Source organism: Algicella marina (assembly GCF_009931615.1).
Taxonomy (GTDB): domain Bacteria; phylum Pseudomonadota; class Alphaproteobacteria; order Rhodobacterales; family Rhodobacteraceae; genus Algicella; species Algicella marina.
This window is the reverse complement of record NZ_CP046620.1, coordinates 1,259,247-1,277,979: the sequence shown is the minus strand read 5'-3', so window position 1 is coordinate 1,277,979 and position 18,733 is coordinate 1,259,247. Positions and strand designations below refer to the sequence as shown.

The window sequence follows — 18,733 nt, the reverse complement described above, 5'->3', positions numbered from 1 at the left end:
CTCTTATTGAACCAGCTTCGGTCCTGAAACCTTGTTACCGTTACGCGGCATCACACCCAGACGGGTGGCCACTTCGGTATAGGCGTCGGTCAGGCTTCCGATGTCGTGGCGGAAAACATCCTTGTCCAGTTTCTGGTTCGTCTCGATGTCCCATAAACGGCAACTGTCGGGGCTGATCTCGTCGGCCACGATCAGTCGCTGGAAATCGCCCTCGAAAACTCGGCCAATCTCGATCTTGAAATCCACCAGCCGGATACCGACACCATACATTACGCCCGACACGAAATCGTTGACCCGTAAAGCCAGCGCCACCATGTCATCGACATCCTGCTGACTGGCCCAGCCAAATGCAATCACATGCTCTTCGGTCACAAGCGGATCACCGAGCGCGTCATCTTTGAGGTAGAATTCGATGATCGGTCGGGGCAGGGCGGTGCCCTCGTCAATTCCAAGCCGTTTGGCCATGGAGCCGGCAGCAAAGTTGCGTACAACCACCTCCAGCGGAATGATCTCCACCATCCGAACCAACTGTTCACGCATGTTCAGACGGCGGATGAAGTGCGTCGGCACGCCGATCGCGTTCAAACCGGACATGAAATGTTCCGACAGGCGGTTGTTCAGAACGCCCTTACCCTCAATGACCGCATGTTTCTGAGCGTTGAAGGCGGTCGCATCGTCCTTGAAATATTGGATAAGCGTATCTGGCTCCGGTCCTTCATAAAGGATTTTTGCCTTACCTTCGTAAATCATGCGGCGACGTGCCATGCGATCCTCCGATCACGCTGTTCAGGCCTTGTCCTATAAGGAAAGGCAGGTACGGGAGCAAGGGCGGATGGTACGCCTCCGCCTCTCGCTACAAAAGCTGGATTGGCGACCTGAGCGTAGAAAAAGCGGAAATTTCGACGCAACTCCCGAAATGCCGCAACAACCGGCCTAGCCGGGCAACTGCCAAGTGATTATATCCGATTGGAACAACCAACGAACGGGAGATAACATGTCAGGCTTCGACGATCGGGAAAGAGCTTTCGAAAGCAAGTATGCACATGATGCAGAGATGCAATTCAAAGCCGAGGCGCGCCGCAACAAGCTTCTGGGACTTTGGGCTGCCGAACTGCTTGGCAAGACAGGGGCGGATGCAGATGACTATGCTCGAGAGGTCATCAAATCGGACTTTCAGGAAGCAGGCGACGAGGACGTGTATCGCAAGCTGAGCGGCGATCTTGGCGACAAGGCATCGGAAAAGGAAATCCGTACCATGATGGTTTCGCTACTCGCTGAAGCCAAGGCACAGCTCGTATCTGAATCCTGAATTCACCGCCGATTGATCATGACCACAAGGCCCGCCGCTTGCGGCGGGTTTTTTGTTGGTGTTGAGTTAACCAGAGTTAAAATTAGATAGTCTCGAACAGACTGTTTTCACGTGTGAAATATGCATAAATCAATCCAAAGCACCAAAAGCTAGCAGTTCGAATTTACCATTTGAGAAGCATTGCCCCCTAACCCGATCCCCGGGTGACACAAGATGGGTAAGTGCTGTGAGTGAAGTTTCGATTGGACGCTGGTTGACTAATGCGCAGTGGTCTTTGACCGCCAGACGCTTGCCAAATTTTGTGCGTTTTCTACCGCGTGGTCTGCTGCTCGCCGCTATCGCCGCGTTCATCTATACCGCGCTTGCAGAAGACCTTCGCGAACTAGATTGGAACGCTGTCCGCCTTGCCGTGGAAGCCGTTCCGTCCTCCTACGTGCTTGCGGCCTTGGCTCTCACAGCGATGAGCTATCTGGCCATGGCAAGATATGACGTCGTCGCCGTGCGGACCCTCGCCCTTAAGATTCCTGAACCCACCACGTGGCGTGCAGGATTTGTTGCCACATCTTTGGGCCAGACGATGGGCTTTGGTGTCATCATTGGCAGCGCCGTTCGCTGGCGCTTCTATCGCCACGAAGGTTATTCTGCTGCCACAGCAGGAATGATCACCGCCGTCGTTTCGGCCGCATTTTTCTTCACGTTGCTGATGGTCACCTCCGCGAGCTTACTGTTCGGCGGTACCGACTTCACCGAAATGACCGGGTTGACGGACACCAATATAAAGTTTCTCTGCGCGGGAGTGTTCTCTGTTGGGTTGCTGGTTTTTGCACTCAGCTATCTTCAACCGACACTCCGTATCGCGGGACGTCGGGTAGCATTGCCGCGTTTCCAACCGCTGGTTCGTCTCACTGTCCTCGCACTGCTAGACGTCATTCCGGCGGCCGCGGCGCTCTGGATTCTGCTTCCGGCAGATGTGTCTCCTGATTTCTGGCATCTTCTACCGATATACGCCGTCGCTCTGGCCCTTGCCCTGATCTCCAACACTCCGGGTGGGCTGGGCGTGCTGGAGTTTGCCTGCCTTGTCGCGTGGCCGGATGTCCCCGCAGAAAATATTATCGCCGCATTGATCCTGTATCGCGTTATCTTCTACGGAATTCCCTTCGTTTTCGGTTTGGCTTTTCTTGCCGATCACGAGACAAGCGTGAGCGTGCGGCCGGATCGTCTGCGGGCAACCCGTCAAATGACTGTTATCGATTTGTTGGCAGAGAGCGTCCGTGCCGATGCCAACCTTTATCATCAGGGCGATAAACAGGTATTCCGTTCCACGTGTGGCACTGCTGCAATTCTCTATCGCGATAGCGGCAATGCCCGCGTAGCCCTGTCCGATCCTTTTGGCGAGGCCGCAGCATGGCCGAGAGTGATTCAGGAGTTCCTGCATGGTGCCCGAAGCGAAATGCGCATGCCCGCGGCCTACAAGCTATCTGCGGGGGCCGCACAGAAGTTTCGCCGGGCAGGCTGCCGCATACATGTCACAGGCCAGGAAGCCGTTGTCGATCCCGGCACATTTTCGCTTGATGGTTCACGAATGCGCGAATTACGCCGCAAGGTTCGTCAGGCAGAGAAGGCCGGTGTGACAGTGGAGTTCTGCCCTGCCGGTGGAGCCCCCTTTGATGAACTATCGCACATCAATGCTATGTGGCAGGCAGCCAAGCAAGCACCAGTGAAGGGTTTTTCTCTGGGCCGCTTTGCACCTGACTATATCGAAAATTTCCCGTTGGTCATCGCACGAGACGAGGGACGCGTCATAGGCTTTTTATCCCTGTGGCAGTCCGGCGACGGCAAGGAGTGGTCGATTGATCTGATGCAGACGGGGCGGGGGGCCCCAAGCGGCACAATGCAGCAGATGATCGTGTTTGCGATCAATCACGCGAAGGAACATGGGGCATACCGGTTTTCGCTGTGTTCCGTTCAATTCGCAAACAACCAACCACCCAACTCCTTAGCCGAACGTATCATTGCTATCTGCTGGCGACAACTTTCTGATCGCAACGGCCTCAAGGGGCTGTGGCGATTCAAAGAAATGTTCCGCCCCGAATGGGAACCGCTGCACTTGGCCGTTCCACATTCCGGCGTGCCGGTAACCGCCGCTTTGGAGATATACCGATTGGTGAACGATCCCGCTTACGATTTGCCAAACACACGCTGAAAAATCGCGTCGACATTCTTCGTGTGGTAGCCGAGGTCAAATTTTTCGTCGATTTCCGCTTCAGTCATCACGGCCATCACCTCCGTGTCGGTCTTCAGTTCTTCCATGAAGTCGGCCCCATGTTCCCAAACCTTCATAGCGTTCCGCTGGACCAACCGGTAGGCATCCTCTCGACTTACGCCTTTCTGGGTCAACGCCAGCAACACTCGCTGGGAGTGCACCAGCCCTTTAAACTGATCGAGATTGCGCATCATGTTGTCGGGATAGACAACAAGCTTTGCGATGACCGAGGTCAATCGTGCCAAAGCGAAATCCAATGTCACAGTGGCATCCGGACCAATATTGCGTTCCACGGATGAGTGGGAAATGTCCCGCTCATGCCACAGCGCCACATTCTCCATTGCCGGAACGACAGCCATGCGCACCAGTCTTGCCAGCCCTGTCAGGTTTTCCGTCAGCACGGGATTGCGTTTGTGCGGCATGGCCGAAGAGCCTTTCTGGCCAGGTGAGAAGTATTCCTCGACCTCCAGAACTTCCGTTCGCTGAAGGTGTCGTATCTCAACTGCGATACGCTCTATCGAAGAGGCAATGACGCCCAGAACGGCGAAAAACATCGCGTGCCGGTCACGCGGAATCACTTGTGTGGATACGGGTTCCGGTTTCAGCCCAAGTTTGGCGGCGACATGCACTTCAACGGCGGGGTCAATGTTGGCAAAAGTGCCAACGGCACCGGAGATCGCACAGGTAGCGATCTCCTCTCGAGCCGCCAGCAATCGATTGCGGTTGCGATCCATCTCTGCGTAGGCCTGCGCCATCTTCAGCCCGAAGGTCACTGGCTCGGCGTGGATGCCGTGGCTGCGGCCGATGCAGACGGTTTCCTTGTGCTCGAATGCACGTGTCTTCAACGCCTCCAGCAAAGCGTCCATGTCGGCAAGCAACAGATCAGCGGCCCGTACCAACTGGACATTGAAGCATGTGTCCAGCACGTCCGAAGATGTCATGCCCTGATGGACGAAACGGGCTTCCTCCGGCCCAATGATTTCTCCCAGATGCGTGAGAAAGGCGATGACATCATGCTTGGTCACAGCCTCGATTTCGTCGATCCGCGCCACGTCGAACGTGGCATCCTTCGCCTTCCAGACAGCCTCCGCGCTTTCTTTCGGGATCACGCCCAGTTCCGCCTGGGCGTCGCAGGCATGCGCCTCGATTTCATACCAGATGCGGAATTTCGTCTCGGGCGACCAAATCGAAACCATCTCGGGGCGTGAATAACGGGGGATCATGCGGCATCCTTCGGGCTGGAACAGGTTTGCCCCGGTCTGATAAGCGAGCGACATGAAGGTTACAAGCATCACGGACCTCCACGGGTCATGGCGGTTGCGCCGACGCGTTCGCGACGCATTCGCTGGTCAACACGCGACTTTCGAAGGTAGCGCCACGTTTACTAGAGCTGGCGCCAACTGGCTCTACCGGGAAACGGGCACTCTCAGCCATTCGGGCGGACAGTTCCAGGCAAGCCGGCAATACCTCTTCGACGCTCGTCCGAACGGCGTAGCGGTCAGTTTCGACGATGGTCGGCCCTTCCATGAGTTCTCTTGGGTGGCACCCATCGCACGCCATGACTGTTCTCCCGACCGCTACCACGTTGCCTATCGTTTCAGCGACTGGCCGCGCTGGAGCGTCGGATATTGCGTCTGTGGCCCACGAAAGAGCTACACGATATCGAGTGAGTATTGTCGACCTTGAAGGGCACTGCGTTTCGTGTCAGAAAATTGGTAACAGAATTTTTCGGGGAAGCAGAAATGACATACGCCAAGGACATGGTTCTACAAGAAGCCTTCGGACCTTCCGAGGGCGCGATGCTCTGGGTCAAACGAGTAACGCTGCTCGTGGCTGGTGTCATCATTCTCGCCACCACAGCCAAGATCACCGTGCCAGTGTATCCCTCGCCGGTACCTATCTCTCTGGCGACACTATCGGTTCTCAGCCTAGGCGCTGCCTATGGCCCGCGCCTCGGCTTGGCAACGATCCTGAGCTATCTTGCCATCGGTGCCCTTGGTTTCAACGTCTTCGCCAGTTCTACAGCGGAATTCAACGGCCTGGAGTACATAATGGCCGGTTCTGGCGGCTACCTTATCGGCTACGCTGTTGCCACGCTCGCGCTTGGCCTTGCGGCACGCGCCGGCTGGGATCGTTCGGTGCTTCGCATGGCTGGAGCGATGCTGATTGGCAACGTTATCGTCTACCTGATCGGAGTGCCGTGGCTTCACGGATTTATCGCCACTGAAGGTCTGTTCGATCAGACAGCCTATTCTTCCCATTGGGCGCAGACGATGGCTTGGGGTGTGACACCTTATCTGATCGGTGATGCGATCAAGCTCGGCATCGCCGCACTGATCTTCCCGATGGTGTGGAAGCTTGTCGGTTCTGCCCGCACCTGAACGCTGACGGTCCTCGTCTCGACGGTGACTGCCTGAACTGCGAAGGGCTCCTCTCAGACCATAACGGTCGCGAGGAGCCTTTTTGCTTCGTCGGATGCCGGTGACAGTAATGCGGGGTTCTCTCCTGGATAAAATCGGGCTCTCAGCGCAGTTGGCATCGGGTTCGGACTGAAGCTGACAACACGTGGTCCGGTCTGGCTTGTTTCAGCGGACCAACTCTCGAACAGCGATGTCTGCGCGGCTTTCGTTGCCCCGTAGGAGCCCGAAAATTTGCCCACGGCATTATCGTCGCGGCAGTAGACCGCCGTCCCACCTTTTGCGACCAGCAGTGGGGTGACCATTCGGATCAGTCGCGATGCAGCGGTAACATTGGCTGCAACTGCCTTGTCCAGATCCTTGGGTGCAATTGAGGCCGCCGATGAAAGCGGGCTGTCCTGTATTGCAGTGTGAACCCAAAAGTCGCAGCCGCCCCAGCGCTCGTGAATGGCCAGGCACATTCTTTGCACACCTCCATCGTCAGTAATGTCCAGCGGAACCAAAGTGGAAGAACCACCTGCGGAATCGACCGAGTCGGCCAGATCCTCCAACCCGCCGACAGTGCGGGCAACGGCGATGATATGAGCGCCACCTCGAGCCAGTTCCATCGCGGTGGCGTAACCAAGCCCTCGTGACGCGCCCGTGACAAGCGCGATTCTGCCTTGCAGTTCAGTCATGGTTCAGGCCGATTTCCGCATCTGGAAGCCGCGTTCGATCATATCGGACGGCCGGACGGGGTATTCACCAGAAAAGCAAGCATCGCAATATTGCGGGTCGAGAACGTTACGCCCGTTATCCTCACCACACGCCCGGTAGAGACCGTCCAGAGATACAAATTTCAGACTTGCTACTCCGAGATGAACCCGCATTTCTTCTTCGCTCATCGTCGAAGCCAACAACTGCTCTCGTGCCGGCGTGTCGACGCCATAAAAACAGGGCCACATTGTCGGCGGTGATGCTATCCGGAAGTGAACTTCCTTCGCACCTGCGTCGAGGATCATCTCCTTGATTTTCCGGCTTGTGGTGCCCCTGACGACGCTGTCATCGACTAGGATCACACGTTTGTCCTTGATGATCGCGCGATTGACGTTGAGCTTCAGGCGCACGCCCATGTTGCGGATGTGCTCCGTCGGTTCGATGAATGTGCGGCCCATGTAGGAGTTGCGAATGATGCCCATTGCATAGGGGATGCCCGACTCCTGGCTGAAGCCGATTGCCGCGGGTGTTCCACTGTCTGGGACCGGACACACGAGATCCGCATCCACCGGGGCTTCGCGCGCCAATTCCATACCGATCTGTCGACGCGTCTCGTACACTGAACGGCCCGATATAACGCTGTCGGGTCGTGAGAAATAGACATGTTCGAAGATACAGAAGCGGGACTGGGTCTTTTCGAACGGATAAAAACTCTCGATCCCGTCAGGCGTGATGATAACCATCTCTCCCGGTTCGATCTCACGCATGAATTCGGCCCCGATAATGTCGAAGGCGCACGTTTCGGACGCCAGGGCATAGCCATCGCCGATCTTCGCCAGCATCAACGGGCGCACGCCGCGTGGATCGCGAACGCCGATCAGCTTGGAACGGGTCATGGCAACAAGTGAGAAAGCGCCTTCAACCCGGCGGAGGGCGTCCTTGATCCGCTCCGGAATGTTGCTCTGGATCGACCTTGCCATGAGGTGGATGATGCATTCGGTGTCGGAAGACGACTGGAAGATGGATCCACGCTCGATCAGTTCCGCCTTCAACTGCTCCGCATTGGTCAGGTTGCCATTATGGGCAATCGCGCACCCACCCATGGCAAACTCGGCGAAGAGCGGCTGAACATCGCGGATGGCGGTATTGCCCTTGCTTCCGGACGTCGAGTAGCGAACGTGCCCAATAGAGAGCGCACCGGGCAGGGTTTCCATCAGGCTAGCTTTGGTGAAATTGTCCCGAACATAGCCGAAGCGGCGGGCGGACTGGAAACCTGCCTCCGGGTCATATGAAACTATGCCGCCAGCCTCCTGACCGCGATGCTGGAGCGCGTGAAGACCGAGCGCAACAAAGTTGGCGGCTTCCGCGACACCGGTGATCCCGAAGATTCCGCATTCCTCCTTCAACTTGTCATCGTCGAAGGGATCACTCAGAAACCTGGGTGTTTCGGTCATGGCTTAGAATCCTGATCAGGGCGCGAATGGGGAGGAGGGCTCACCCCCCATATAAGGAAGTGAGCGGGCAGTGTCACGCGCTTGTCACCGATCAATTGCCGGTCGTGTCTTCACCATCGGCGGGAATTTCAGCAGGAGTTTCCGCTTCGACAGGCTGCTGCGGCGGTTCGCAATCGCCAGTGAGCTGGGCATAGCGATCATTGATCCAGCCGCGAGCATCCTCCGGTAGCTGGTTGGCAATATTAGCCTGCGCATCGGCAAGAATTTCGCGTGTCTTGCTGTTTTCAATCATTGGCACTTCGCCGCTGCCGGCAATGAACTGATCATAGAGAATAAGAACCAGGATGATGAGAAGGGCGCCGCGTGCAAGGCCAAACAAGAAGCCGAGCCCCTGATCGAGTGGGCCGATGGCCGAATTTTGAATTGCACCGGAAATCAAGGGCGTAAAGATCGATACGACGATCAAGGCGCCGACAAAAACGATACCGAATGCCGCCATTGTCGCGAGAACGCAGGACGTCTCGATGATCTGGTCGAGATACGGGATCTCGTAGACAAGGGGTACGACGTCGGGAGCGAAAATAAAGGCAACGACGGCCGCCGCTACCCACCCGATGATCGACAGGACCTCGCGCACGAATCCGCGAGAATAGGCCAGCAACGCCGACACCACGAGCACGAACAGGGCGCCGCCATCAATTACCGTAAAACCTTCCATCGACCTCGCTCCAAGTCACTTTTCACGTCTCTATGGCACCAAATACGGACTGAATAAAGGCATTTAAGTCCATAAACGTATGCAGTTGCAGAGAATTCTGCTCCAAGGTTTTCAAGCCCTGTGGCCCGAAAGCCGCAGAAAAGCCAAGCTTTGCCGCCTCACGCAGGCGTGCATCTGCCTGTGTGACGGGACGGAGGGCGCCGGAGAGGCTGATCTCGCCGAAAACCACGGTATCGGGGGCGATGGCATGATCCTGGCGGGAAGACAGGATGGCGGCAGCAACGGCCAGATCCGCGGCAGGTTCCGAAATGCGCAGGCCACCGGCGATGTTCAGGTAGACATCCATTGCGCCAAACCCGAGGCCGGCGCGGGCCTCCAGCACTGCGAGGATCATTGACAGGCGGGCGCTGTCCCAGCCGACGACCGTGCGGCGGGGGGAGGCGAGGGAAGAAGGTGCGACAAGCGCTTGAATTTCCATCAGTAATGGGCGCGTCCCTTCGATGCCAGCGAAAACCACCGAACCGGGGGCCGGATGATCCCGTTCGGACAGGAAGAGGGCTGAGGGATTGGCAACTTCCTTCAGGCCGCTGCCGGTCATCTCGAAGACACCGATCTCGTCGGCCGGGCCAAAGCGATTCTTGACCGCGCGGAGTATGCGGAAATGGTGGCCACGCTCACCTTCAAAATAGAGCACGGTGTCGACCATATGCTCGACAACGCGGGGGCCGGCGATCTGACCCTCCTTGGTGACGTGGCCGACGAGCACCACTGAAATGCCCTTGCGCTTGGCGAAGCTGGTGAGTTCGTGCGCACAGGCGCGGACTTGGCTGACGGAGCCGGGTGCACTTTCCACGTGATCGGACCACATGGTTTGAATGGAATCGATAATCGCGACGGTCGGCCGCTCATTGTCCAGTGTTGTCAGTATGTTGCGCAGGTTGGTCTCGGCCGCCAGAAGCAGTGGAGCGTCGGCAAGGCCAAGTCTTTGGCCGCGCATTCGCACCTGTGCCGCCGCTTCCTCTCCAGTGACGTAGAGCGCCTTAGCGCCCCTGCGGGCAAAGGCGGCGGCGGCCTGTAACAGCAAAGTGGACTTGCCGATCCCGGGATCGCCGCCGACAAGAATGGCGGAGGAAGGGACGAGGCCGCCACCGAGGACGCGATCCAGTTCTTCGAGGCCTGAGTGGGTGCGTTGGAGGGGGGCGTCCTGCGTGGAGAGGTTCGACAGGGGGATGGAACGCCCCTTGGCCGGCCCGAGGCTCTTGCCCTTCGGGCCAGTGGACACCGTTTCCTCGGTGATGGTGTTCCATGCCCCGCAGGCGTCGCAGCGGCCCGACCATTTGGAATGCACGGCACCGCAGGCATTACAGACGAATTGGGAATTCTTTGCCATTTCAGTCCTTTAGCCGCTGAACGGTAGCGATGCAACGAGGGCGGCACCGAAGAGGATGTGGAACACAGGCAGCAATCGGTTCCAACCTGCTTCACTCCAGAAGGCCCAGAGAGCGGCAGCGATCAGCAGGCCGCCAAGGATGCGGGAGGGGGTTTGCCAGAGGAACTGGAGAGCGGCCATCGCGAGGAGCGTGAGGAGGAAACAGGCGGCGTGAGCCTGACGCAACGCACCGGTTTCCCGATAGATTTGTGTTGCAGACCAAAGGGTTGCGGCGAAAACGCCTGCGCCTACCACGATGCCGGCAAGGAGGAGGAACGGGTTCATCTTGGTTTACTGAGATAAGCTATCAGCATGGACAACAGGACCAATGCGGTGAAGACATAGAGACCCCAAGCGGTTTCTACCCGGCCGACGCCAACGCCTTTGACGATGACGATATAGAGGGCGATGAGGAAGACATCGGCCATTGCCAGTTTGCCGGTAACCTCGATCAGTGGCATGGCGCGTCGCTTCAAGAGGTTAAACTGAACCATTGATAACATTGCCGTTTTCATGATCGGGGCAACCATTGCGAACAGGGCTGTCAAGAGGGCCAGCGCCTTGTCTTCCTCCCACAGGACTTGGATGCCCGTGACGATGGAGATGGAGTCGAGGTCGAAATAGGGCAGCAAACCGGCCTTGGTGAGCGGCAGAAACCAGCTGACCGGAAAGGCGATCAGAAGGGCGAGGTTGGCGAGCTTGAGGGTGAGCTGCATGGGCTCTCTGCGAATATGGATTTGGTATGGGTTTGGTATGGGTTTGGTATGGGTGGTTGCAACGGAAAACCGCATTTCAGAGGTGGATCGGAATGTTGCCCGACCTTTTTGATCATCTGATCAAAATTTGTTGGCCGGTGGCGTGACGATGCGCACGGGCGGCCAGAACCGCGGGGTTGCCCGATTGCCGGAGCCGGGCCAGACTTCCCGTGAGTGAGCGAAGCCAGAGGGGGATGGCCGATGCACATGACCGGGGCGGTTTGGGCCGCAATGACCGTGACGCTGGGACTGCTGCTGCCGGGCAGCGGTTGGGCCGAGAGTTTCTGTCCGCACGACGATGAATATGACACGATCTACGGGTTCCTGCCCGGTCTTGGTGAGGGTGATCCGGACCGGGTTTTCAGCATGGACATCAACTGCAAGACGAAGACCTTGCGGACGGAAGCGGGCAAGGCGGGTTTTTCCGGCGATGCGCCGTTCGAATTTTCCTTTCCGAGCGACGGCGGACGTAGCTGGCAGGTGCGGCTGGATCTGATGAAGATCGGGCATTTGCGCCTGACGCAAGCGGAGGTGGATCTGCTGGAGGGAGACCGCGTGGTGGCGGAGGGGACGTTCGACGGCACGATGTTCTACGATGCGCGTTATCCGCAGTGCAGGTTCGGCAACGGCGAAAGCACGATGGTGAGTGGGGGCGTTTACGTCCGCTACGACAAAAAGGATGCCACCCGGCTGGTGGGGCTGGTGACCGAAAGGCGCTGGCAGAATGGCTGGGGAGACTATGTGGAGGGCCCCGAAGGCCTGCTGAACTGTAACTCGGATTGCGGCGCGCTGCTGGATGTCGGGCCGGGAATGGAGTTGGCAGCAGTGCAGGAGATCAATGCGCTTGGCGGCAGTATATGTGCCGGCTGGGATGCCGTCGGCGCCGGGACGGGGCCGATGTTGGTGGGCGAGTTTCCGTTGGGTACGTTCCTTGACCCGGCAAATCCGGACTCGCGCGCCCTGGCGCAGCGGCTGGACAGGATGCTGCGGCAGCAGGTGTTCGCCGACACAGTGCGGATGAGCGGGCTGCGGATTGAGGGGCCGGGGCATATCTTTGCGCTGTCGGTGCTGGGGTACGGTCCGGACATGGGCATCACGCTGGGCAAGGGCTTCTGGTATCAGGCTGACATTACCCTGAGCATCGGGCTGCAAATGGGATTCAACGCCAACCTGTTCGAAACGATCACGATCACGCTGAATGACGTGGTGGAAATCAGGGGGCCGGAGAGCATGGACGAGATACCTGAAGGGTTGATCCGTTCCGGCAGTGTGATGCGGATGTACGAGGACGGTGCGACGGCAATCAGTTGGGGCGACGCATCGCGGGATCTGATCAACAGCGGGCCATTCGGGCCGGCACTGACCGAGGACGGCAGCCGGATGCTGGACTGGCAACGGTTGCTGGCCACCCGGATCGCACAGGCAGCGGGAGCGGAATGATGCGCAAGCAGGTGGTACGCGATGCGGTGGCGATGATCCTGATCTTCGGGCACCTGATCGCGATGGGGCTGATCTTCACCCGGATGCACGCCTATCTGGGAACAGCGGCGGAGAAGCTGGAACTGGCACTGATCCTGTCGCCACTGACCGGGCTGTTCGCACTGGCGGCGCTGCGCCATGTACTGGATTCGGAGAGCCGGCGGAAAAGCCGGGCGAAGAGCAATGGTGCCTTCGCGGCGATTGTACTGCTGGTGCCCGCCTGTTTCGTCGGCTTCATCATCTACACGTTGCTGGCCTATCCGTTCGGCGTGGCCGAGGATCTGGCAAGCCTGCGGATGACGCTGGCGGCGACGGAGGTGGCGCTTGGGGCGATGATGGGGTTGATCGCGGAAAGGCTGTTCGGCGTAGATCTGGCGGAACTGCGCAAGGATATCGCGAAAGAGTAGGGCGTCACGCGCCAGTAACGGCGCGTGACGCTATCAACAGGCTTCAGCCGGCCAGAACGGCGACGTCGTTGTCCGTCAGTGTCGGACGTGCAGCCTTGGGATGCGATTCGGCGTTTTCCAGTTCCGGGAAGAGCACGAGAACTTCATCGCGCGTCGCTTCGGAAGCAGTGCCGAGACCAAGGGCCGCGGGGTGGAAGCTCTCGGACCATGCGCCATCGGCGGAGATGATCTCATGTTTGTCGAAGAGGATGTGGAAGTACTCGACTTCCGCGATCTCGCCATCGACCATGATGGAGCTGTCGTTGATCAGGCTGCGGGCGGTGGCCAGCATTTCGGGCTCTCCGAACAGGGCTTCAGCGCGCCAGCCGGATACGAGCATCCGGTGCTGCGGCGAAACGCGGGTTTCGGCATTGTCGCCAAGCGCACCGGCGGCGATGCGGACGGGACGCAGATCCGGGAACTGGGCAAGCGTTTCCTTGCTGACGCGGGACGACCCGATCCAGCGGATGGGCTGGGCGCCGTTGTCGCGTGTGAGGACCATGTCACCGGCTTCGAGTGCCTCGATGGCGACGGGGCCTTTCGGCGTCGCGACCATCGCACCGCGGGTGAAGCAGACGTTGGTGACGCTGCCCATGGAACCGCTGATCTTCATCGTGAAGAGTGTGGAGCCATACTGATCGAGAACATCGAAATAGTAGTTGCCGATGCCTTCGCTGATCATGTTGGTGTAGGTGTTCACCATCGACCAGCCCTCGGGCAGGGAGACGTTGAACGTGTCTACGGCGCCGCCATCGAAGAAATCACCCACGATGGAGTAATTCTCGGGCTCTGCCGGCTCGAGCGCTGCTGCGCCTTCGGTGATGGTGAGGAAGATGTCATCGGAGGTGTTGTCGATGAACGTCGTGAAATAGTCCTGCGAACCAGAACCATCAATCGTCATATATCTGTTGGGCATTCGCTACGCTCTCACTCGGTAAAGGCACTACGGTGCACTGGTTAGGCTTACATTTCGGGATTCGTATCCCGCAATTGCGGCAAAAGTTCAACCGCATTTACAGAAAATTGTTAATTTTCAGGCTCTTTTGCTTAATTTGAATGCAGAGAGTGGAATGTGGCCCCGCCCGATGGAGCGAGCGGGGCCTGGTGGTTTCCCGTTAAACGCGAACCTGTTACTTGGGGTCACACTTCGCCCGGGATACCCACCTGATTGGATTCGCCCAGGCTGTCGGGATTCGGCCGTGTATAAGAGCCGGAACTTCCCGTCCCGCCGGCGTGAGCCGACGCACGAAGATTCATTCCCCCCCGGGACATCTTCGTGACCTGAACAAATCCGGGCGACTGAAGTCGTGTGCCCGACGGATGAAGCGCAGCGGTGTCAGCAGTAATCGCGGGAGATACGCCTGCAAGCAGGGAAACGGCGATCGTCAGAAGGGGGATCTTCATGCTGGCTCCGGTGTCTTCAGGGGCACGGCAACTGCCGCCCATGGACCATACACGCAGCGGCTGTGCGGGAAGTTTCACCCGATGCCAAAAAATAGTTAATTTTTTTAACCTTTGATTTTAAGGGGTTTCACGCCTGTGCGAGGTGAAGTATTCAATAGATGCGATCGAGTGGGGGCGTTTGCCAAACGGTCGGGAAGGCCGCGACCACTGCGGCGCAAGGGCCTGACCCCGCGGAGAACGGACGGATCTACTATCGTGAACAACCCTGACAGGATCTCTGAACTGATCGCGCGGATCGCCCTGCATGACAGAGCGGCGTTTTCCGAGCTTTATGATGCGACATCTGCGAAACTATTCGGTGTGTGCCTCCGTATCTTGAAGGAACGCTCACTCGCCGAGGATGCGATGCAGGATACATTCGTCAAAGTCTGGAAGAACGCCGACCGCTACCAGGTCAACGGCCTGTCGCCGATGACGTGGCTGATCACGATCGCGCGCAATACCGCAATCGACCGGTTGCGGCGGACGAAACCGGATGCCGACCTGTCGGATTATGCCGAGGTGCTTCCGGCGCCGGGCGTGACGCCGGAAGGCGCGGCGATTGCCGCATCCGATGCCAAGCGCCTGAACGGCTGTCTTGGCGAGCTGGAGGAGCAGCGGGCGGAGGCGGTGAAGGCCGTCTACCTGAATGGCTGGAGCTATGCCGAACTTGCGAGTTCGTTCGACATGCCGGTCAACACGGTGCGGACGTGGCTGCGGCGCGGCCTGATCAGTTTGCGGGAGTGCATGAGTAGGTGAGTATCGAGGACGAAATCGAAGGCGACGAGGCACTGGCGGCGGAGTATGCGCTTGGCTTGCTCGACGGCGACGAGCTGATCGAGGCGGAGCGGCGCTATCGCGCCATGCCCGGCTTTCGCGCCGACGTGGCCGAATGGCAGGAACGCCTGGCGGTGCTGGCCGAGGAGGTCGCGCCGGAAGCGGTGGCGGCATCCGTCAAGCGCCGGCTGGAAGAGCGCCTGTTCGGCGCGCCTGCGTCAAGTGGCGGGTTCCTGAGCCGGCTCTGGCTCTGGCAGGGTGCAACCGCGGGACTGGCTGCTGTTGTGGCCGGGTTGCTGCTGCTGCAACCAGCGGAAACGCCGAGATACCTGAGCGAGATCGCCTCTGCCGACGGGGAGTTGCGGGTGCTGGTGACGTATGACGCCGCCTCGGGCAATATCACGGTGCGCCTGCGTGAAGGCGAGCCGGTGCCGGGCAGGGCTTTGCAGTTGTGGGCCGCCGAGGGGCAGGGTGCGCCCGTCTCCGTCGGCGTGTTGCCGGAGGGCGAGGCCTTTGTCTTTGACCTGCCGTCGACACTGAACGTGCGCGACGAGGGCTTCCACTTCGCCATCTCCGACGAGCCGCCGGGCGGTTCCCCGACCGGGCTGCCTACAGGCGACGTGCTGGCACAGGGCGAGCCGGAACAGATCTGACCTTTCAACGGCCGTTGCCCAGCCGGTTTGCGTGACCGGCTGGGCCACGCGGGCGTTATTCCGTTCGCACGATTTGCCGCGCCATGGCCGCGACGATATCCGTTTGTGTGACGATCCCTACGACCTGACCGGATTTCAGGACGGGGATGGCGTCGACGGTGCCATCCGCCATCAGGGAAATGAAGGCGGCGATCGGCGTTTGGGTTGTCGCTCTTGGCCCGGCGACACTCATGATGTCGCCTGCGCGGATCGGTTTTTCACGATGGCGGTCCAGCAGGCGCTTGAAGGCTGACAGGAATCCGCGTTCCAGCCGCAGGGCGTCGTTTCTCGCCTCGCTGATCAGGTGGATCTGGAAAATGACGCCGAGGAACTTTGCATCGGGCCCGACAACGGGCAGCGATTTGAACCTGTGGTTTCTGAACAGGTCTGCGACCTCGGCCAAGCGGGTGTCGGGGCGGACCGTGATCAGATCGCGGGACATGAAATCCTCGGCGACCATTGGCCCCATGCCGTGAGAGGCCGCCTGCAATTCGGCCGCGCCGATCAACCGGGCGAGATCCTCGACGCCAAGGTTGAACGCTTGCCGGTAGCGTTCCAGCAATTCGGTCAATTCGCCTTCGGACAGACCAAGGCGTTCAACGGGTTTGCGATCCTCGCGCCCCGATTGTCCGGCCGCTTCGAACTGGCGAAAAGGGTAAGTGCGTTGCGTCAGCCTTGCGTAGACCATCGCCAGCGCGACGAGCATTGCGGTGCCCGTCGCAACCGGCGTCAGCGCGAACCAGAAACCCAGATGGTCGACGGCTTCGGGGCTCATGGCAGCGGTCATGGCAACGGCGCCCGCAGGGGGATGGACGGCACGGCAGAGTATCATCGCCATGATGGAGAGGCCCACGGCCAGCGGGATCCGCAGAACGGGATCGGCGATGACAATGGACAGGGCAATGCCGATTACCGCCGCCACGGTATTGCCGACGATTGCAGACCACGGTTGTGCAAGAGGGCTGTTGGGCACGGCAAACAACAGGACCGCGCTGGCACCGAAAGGGGCGACGAGATACAGGCCGGTGTTGACGTCGATTTCGGGCGACAGCAGGAAGACGCCGCTGACGCCCAGCCCAGTGAGAGCGCCAACGCCAGCCCGGAATGCTTCGCTCAGCGAAACGCGGGGGACAGCGGGCCCGAATGATCTGATGAAATGCAAGACTTGTCCCCCTTCATTCGTTGCGCAGGATTTCAGCACGGGAGGACAAGTTCAATACGAAGTCCGGAGACCGCTTCTGCGCGGACACTCGCAGCCTGTCTGAGCCGGTGATTGAACATCGCACGACGGCAGTGCATCGCGCCAGTCAGCGCACCGCTTCGATCGGGCCTTCGGCGCGGCCGTGAAGGAACTGGTCGAGGTAGGGATCGCCGGAGGTTTCAAGCTGGCTGATCGGGCCGGACCACTGCACGACACCTTCGTGAATCATCGCGACCTTGTCGGCGATGGCGCGGACGGAGCTCATATCGTGGGTGATGGTCATGGCCGTGGCGCCCATCTCCACCACGATTTCGCGGATAAGCTCGTTGATGACGCCAGACATGATCGGGTCGAGCCCCGTTGTCGGTTCGTCGAAAAAGATGATGTCGGGTTCGGCGGCGATGGCGCGGGCGAGGCCGACGCGCTTTTGCATGCCGCCCGAAAGCTCCGCAGGAAAGAGATCGGCGACATCGGGTTTCAGGCCGACGCGGCGCAGTTTCTCGATGGCGATCTCCCGTGCCTCCGCCTTCGGCTTTTTCAGTGAACCGCGCAGCAACCGGAAGGCGACGTTCTGCCAGACTGTAAGGCTGTCAAACAGCGCACCGCCCTGAAACAGCATGCCGAACTGGGCAAGGAACGCGTCGCGGTCGCGACCCTGCGGTTTGCCGTCGATCAGGATCTCGCCGCTGTCGGGCGTGATGATGCCGAGCACGGATTTGATCGTCACCGATTTGCCGGTGCCCGACCCGCCGATGATGACCATGCTCTCGCCCTTGTCGACGGCGAGATCGACGCCTTGCAGCACCTTTTTCGGCCCGAAGGCCTTGTGGACGTTCTTCAGTTCGATCTTGGGAGTCGTCATGAGGCGAAGAAGATCTCCGTAAGCAGATAGTTGGAGGCGAAGATCAGGATAGCGGCGGAGACGACGGCGTTGGTCGTCGCCTGGCCGACGCCCTGGGCGCCACGGCCGGAATTGTAACCGTGATAGCAGCCCATCATCGCAACGATGAAGCCGAAGAAGGCAGCCTTGACGAGGCCGGAGACGATGTCACCCGTCTCCAGAAACTCCCACGTGTTCTGGATGTAGGCGGCGGCGTTGAGGTTCAGCCGCGAGGTGCCGACGAGAAAGCCGCCCATGATGCCAATGATGTCGCCGACCAGTACCAGCACCGGCAGGGTGAGCGTGGCGGCGAGGACGCGGGGAACGACGAGGTATTTCATCGGGTTGGTGGAGAGGGTCGTCAGCGCGTCGATTTGTTCCGTCACCCTCATGGTGCCGAGTTCGGCGGCCACGGAGGACGAGACGCGGGCGGCGACCATCAGCCCGCCGAGCACGGGGCCGAGTTCGCGGACCATGCCGATGGCGACGATCGAGGGCACGACCGAAACGGCGTTGAAGCGCGAGCCGCCCTCATAGATCTGCAGGGCAAGGGCGGCGCCGGTGAACAGCGCGGTGAGGCCGACCACGGGCAGCGAGAAGTAACCGATGCGCATGATCTGCTGGCCGAGTTCCAGCGGATAGAACGGCGGGCGGACGAGGTGGGACAGCGTTTCGGCCACGAAGAGCACCAGCCGGCCGATGGCAGTGCAGAGTGCCAGTACGGACCGCCCGATGGAGGCCAGAAAGTCTTGAAATACGTTTGCGATCGGCATG

General features: G+C 59.4%; 21 protein-coding genes. 8 read left to right on the top strand and 13 right to left on the bottom strand.

Annotated elements, in window-relative coordinates; translation table 11 throughout:
- Nucleotides 1–3 precede the first annotated feature (3 nt).
- The gene (purC, locus tag GO499_RS06325) at nt 4–765 is read right to left on the bottom strand and encodes a phosphoribosylaminoimidazolesuccinocarboxamide synthase (protein ID WP_161861408.1); all 762 of its coding nucleotides are present in this window, start codon (nt 763–765) and stop codon (nt 4–6) included.
- Between the two features lie 229 nt (nt 766–994).
- Between purC and GO499_RS06320 the strand changes: the two genes are divergently transcribed.
- On the top strand, nt 995–1,309 hold the full coding sequence (locus tag GO499_RS06320) for a DUF1476 domain-containing protein (protein WP_161861407.1): 315 nt from the start codon (nt 995–997) through the stop codon (nt 1,307–1,309).
- A 226-nt stretch (nt 1,310–1,535) separates the two neighbouring features.
- On the top strand, nt 1,536–3,512 hold the full coding sequence (locus GO499_RS06315; RefSeq protein WP_161861406.1) for a bifunctional lysylphosphatidylglycerol flippase/synthetase MprF: 1,977 nt from the start codon (nt 1,536–1,538) through the stop codon (nt 3,510–3,512).
- Here GO499_RS06315 and purB read toward each other — a convergent pair.
- A complete protein-coding gene (purB, locus tag GO499_RS06310; RefSeq protein WP_161863855.1) occupies nt 3,488–4,795 on the bottom strand; it encodes an adenylosuccinate lyase in 1,308 nt (435 codons plus the stop codon). The two genes, GO499_RS06315 and purB, sit on opposite strands and share 25 nt — an antisense overlap.
- Nucleotides 4,796–4,847: 52 nt before the next feature.
- Here purB and GO499_RS19665 point away from each other — a divergent pair, with 52 nt between their 5' ends.
- Together GO499_RS19665 and GO499_RS06305 are read left to right on the top strand one after the other, a co-directional pair.
- Entirely contained in the window at nt 4,848–5,258 is a 411-nt protein-coding gene (locus tag GO499_RS19665; RefSeq protein WP_284154911.1) for a DUF6314 family protein, read from the top strand.
- A 56-nt stretch (nt 5,259–5,314) separates the two neighbouring features.
- Nucleotides 5,315–5,953 (top strand): biotin transporter BioY, encoded by a 639-nt coding sequence (locus tag GO499_RS06305; RefSeq protein ID WP_161861405.1) that lies wholly within the window; start codon nt 5,315–5,317, stop codon nt 5,951–5,953.
- A 53-nt stretch (nt 5,954–6,006) separates the two neighbouring features.
- Here the strand turns inward: GO499_RS06305 and GO499_RS06300 are convergent, their stop codons facing one another.
- The 6 genes from GO499_RS06300 to GO499_RS06275 form a co-directional block, all read right to left on the bottom strand.
- Entirely contained in the window at nt 6,007–6,666 is a 660-nt protein-coding gene (locus tag GO499_RS06300; RefSeq protein ID WP_161861404.1) for an SDR family NAD(P)-dependent oxidoreductase, read from the bottom strand.
- A gap of 3 nt (nt 6,667–6,669) precedes the next feature.
- Nucleotides 6,670–8,139, bottom strand: coding sequence for an amidophosphoribosyltransferase (purF, locus tag GO499_RS06295; RefSeq protein ID WP_161861403.1), 1,470 nt, complete (start codon nt 8,137–8,139; stop codon nt 6,670–6,672).
- Between the two features lie 91 nt (nt 8,140–8,230).
- A complete protein-coding gene (locus GO499_RS06290; RefSeq protein ID WP_161861402.1) occupies nt 8,231–8,857 on the bottom strand; it encodes a CvpA family protein in 627 nt (208 codons plus the stop codon).
- Nucleotides 8,858–8,879: 22 nt separating this feature from the next.
- A complete protein-coding gene (gene radA, locus GO499_RS06285; protein WP_161861401.1) occupies nt 8,880–10,247 on the bottom strand; it encodes a DNA repair protein RadA in 1,368 nt (455 codons plus the stop codon).
- A 9-nt stretch (nt 10,248–10,256) separates the two neighbouring features.
- Nucleotides 10,257–10,571, bottom strand: coding sequence for a hypothetical protein (locus GO499_RS06280; protein WP_161861400.1), 315 nt, complete (start codon nt 10,569–10,571; stop codon nt 10,257–10,259).
- Nucleotides 10,568–11,002 (bottom strand): paraquat-inducible protein A, encoded by a 435-nt coding sequence (locus GO499_RS06275; RefSeq protein WP_161861399.1) that lies wholly within the window; start codon nt 11,000–11,002, stop codon nt 10,568–10,570. Before GO499_RS06275 ends, GO499_RS06280 begins: the two co-directional genes overlap by 4 nt.
- A 246-nt stretch (nt 11,003–11,248) precedes the next feature.
- On the opposite strand from GO499_RS06275, the gene GO499_RS06270 reads away from it, so the two are divergent.
- A complete protein-coding gene (locus GO499_RS06270) occupies nt 11,249–12,481 on the top strand; it encodes a hypothetical protein (RefSeq protein ID WP_161861398.1) in 1,233 nt (410 codons plus the stop codon).
- On the top strand, nt 12,481–12,927 hold the full coding sequence (locus tag GO499_RS06265; protein ID WP_161861397.1) for a hypothetical protein: 447 nt from the start codon (nt 12,481–12,483) through the stop codon (nt 12,925–12,927). Before GO499_RS06270 ends, GO499_RS06265 begins: the two co-directional genes overlap by 1 nt.
- A gap of 43 nt (nt 12,928–12,970) precedes the next feature.
- On the opposite strand, the gene GO499_RS06260 is transcribed toward GO499_RS06265, so the two are convergent.
- Nucleotides 12,971–13,882 carry a Hint domain-containing protein gene (locus tag GO499_RS06260; RefSeq protein WP_161861396.1) on the bottom strand — a complete coding sequence of 304 codons (912 nt, stop codon included), beginning with the start codon at nt 13,880–13,882 and terminating at the stop codon, nt 12,971–12,973.
- 224 nt (nt 13,883–14,106) lie between these two features.
- Entirely contained in the window at nt 14,107–14,370 is a 264-nt protein-coding gene (locus GO499_RS06255; RefSeq protein WP_161861395.1) for a hypothetical protein, read from the bottom strand.
- A gap of 255 nt (nt 14,371–14,625) precedes the next feature.
- Between GO499_RS06255 and GO499_RS06250 the strand changes: the two genes are divergently transcribed.
- Together GO499_RS06250 and GO499_RS06245 are read left to right on the top strand one after the other, a co-directional pair.
- Nucleotides 14,626–15,168, top strand: a complete 543-nt coding sequence (locus tag GO499_RS06250) for a sigma-70 family RNA polymerase sigma factor (RefSeq protein ID WP_284154910.1) — start codon at nt 14,626–14,628, stop codon at nt 15,166–15,168.
- Complete coding sequence (locus GO499_RS06245) at nt 15,165–15,839, top strand: anti-sigma factor (RefSeq protein ID WP_161861394.1); 675 nt, start codon at nt 15,165–15,167, stop codon at nt 15,837–15,839. The genes GO499_RS06250 and GO499_RS06245 overlap by 4 nt, the downstream gene beginning before the upstream one ends.
- 55 nt (nt 15,840–15,894) lie before the next feature.
- Here the strand turns inward: GO499_RS06245 and GO499_RS06240 are convergent, their stop codons facing one another.
- From GO499_RS06240 to GO499_RS06230, 3 genes are all read right to left on the bottom strand, one after another.
- Entirely contained in the window at nt 15,895–17,040 is a 1,146-nt protein-coding gene (locus tag GO499_RS06240; RefSeq protein ID WP_161861393.1) for an HPP family protein, read from the bottom strand.
- Between the two features lie 145 nt (nt 17,041–17,185).
- The gene (locus GO499_RS06235) at nt 17,186–17,941 is read right to left on the bottom strand and encodes an ABC transporter ATP-binding protein (RefSeq protein ID WP_161861392.1); all 756 of its coding nucleotides are present in this window, start codon (nt 17,939–17,941) and stop codon (nt 17,186–17,188) included.
- Entirely contained in the window at nt 17,938–18,732 is a 795-nt protein-coding gene (locus tag GO499_RS06230; protein WP_161861391.1) for an MlaE family ABC transporter permease, read from the bottom strand. The genes GO499_RS06235 and GO499_RS06230 overlap by 4 nt, the downstream gene beginning before the upstream one ends.
- Nucleotide 18,733: the final 1 nt, after the last annotated feature.

Excerpts from the sequence above, each read along its gene's own strand:
- GO499_RS06320 (WP_161861407.1), top strand. The coding sequence starts at position 995 with ATGTCAGGCTTCGACGATCGGGAAAGAGCTTTCGAAAGCAAGTATGCA.
- GO499_RS06270 (WP_161861398.1), top strand. The coding sequence starts at position 11,249 with ATGACCGGGGCGGTTTGGGCCGCAATGACCGTGACGCTGGGACTGCTG.
- GO499_RS06290 (WP_161861402.1), bottom strand. The coding sequence starts at position 8,857 with ATGGAAGGTTTTACGGTAATTGATGGCGGCGCCCTGTTCGTGCTCGTG.
- GO499_RS06230 (WP_161861391.1), bottom strand. The coding sequence starts at position 18,732 with ATGCCGATCGCAAACGTATTTCAAGACTTTCTGGCCTCCATCGGGCGG.
- GO499_RS06300 (WP_161861404.1), bottom strand. The coding sequence starts at position 6,666 with ATGACTGAACTGCAAGGCAGAATCGCGCTTGTCACGGGCGCGTCACGA.
- radA (WP_161861401.1), bottom strand. The coding sequence starts at position 10,247 with ATGGCAAAGAATTCCCAATTCGTCTGTAATGCCTGCGGTGCCGTGCAT.
- GO499_RS06260 (WP_161861396.1), bottom strand. The coding sequence starts at position 13,882 with ATGCCCAACAGATATATGACGATTGATGGTTCTGGTTCGCAGGACTAT.
- GO499_RS19665 (WP_284154911.1), top strand. The coding sequence starts at position 4,848 with ATGAAGGTTACAAGCATCACGGACCTCCACGGGTCATGGCGGTTGCGC.
- GO499_RS06305 (WP_161861405.1), top strand. The coding sequence starts at position 5,315 with ATGACATACGCCAAGGACATGGTTCTACAAGAAGCCTTCGGACCTTCC.
- purF (WP_161861403.1), bottom strand. The coding sequence starts at position 8,139 with ATGACCGAAACACCCAGGTTTCTGAGTGATCCCTTCGACGATGACAAG.
- GO499_RS06280 (WP_161861400.1), bottom strand. The coding sequence starts at position 10,571 with ATGAACCCGTTCCTCCTCCTTGCCGGCATCGTGGTAGGCGCAGGCGTT.
- GO499_RS06275 (WP_161861399.1), bottom strand. The coding sequence starts at position 11,002 with ATGCAGCTCACCCTCAAGCTCGCCAACCTCGCCCTTCTGATCGCCTTT.
- purC (WP_161861408.1), bottom strand. The coding sequence starts at position 765 with ATGGCACGTCGCCGCATGATTTACGAAGGTAAGGCAAAAATCCTTTAT.
- GO499_RS06235 (WP_161861392.1), bottom strand. The coding sequence starts at position 17,941 with ATGACGACTCCCAAGATCGAACTGAAGAACGTCCACAAGGCCTTCGGG.
- purB (WP_161863855.1), bottom strand. The coding sequence starts at position 4,795 with ATGATCCCCCGTTATTCACGCCCCGAGATGGTTTCGATTTGGTCGCCC.
- GO499_RS06255 (WP_161861395.1), bottom strand. The coding sequence starts at position 14,370 with ATGAAGATCCCCCTTCTGACGATCGCCGTTTCCCTGCTTGCAGGCGTA.
- GO499_RS06265 (WP_161861397.1), top strand. The coding sequence starts at position 12,481 with ATGCGCAAGCAGGTGGTACGCGATGCGGTGGCGATGATCCTGATCTTC.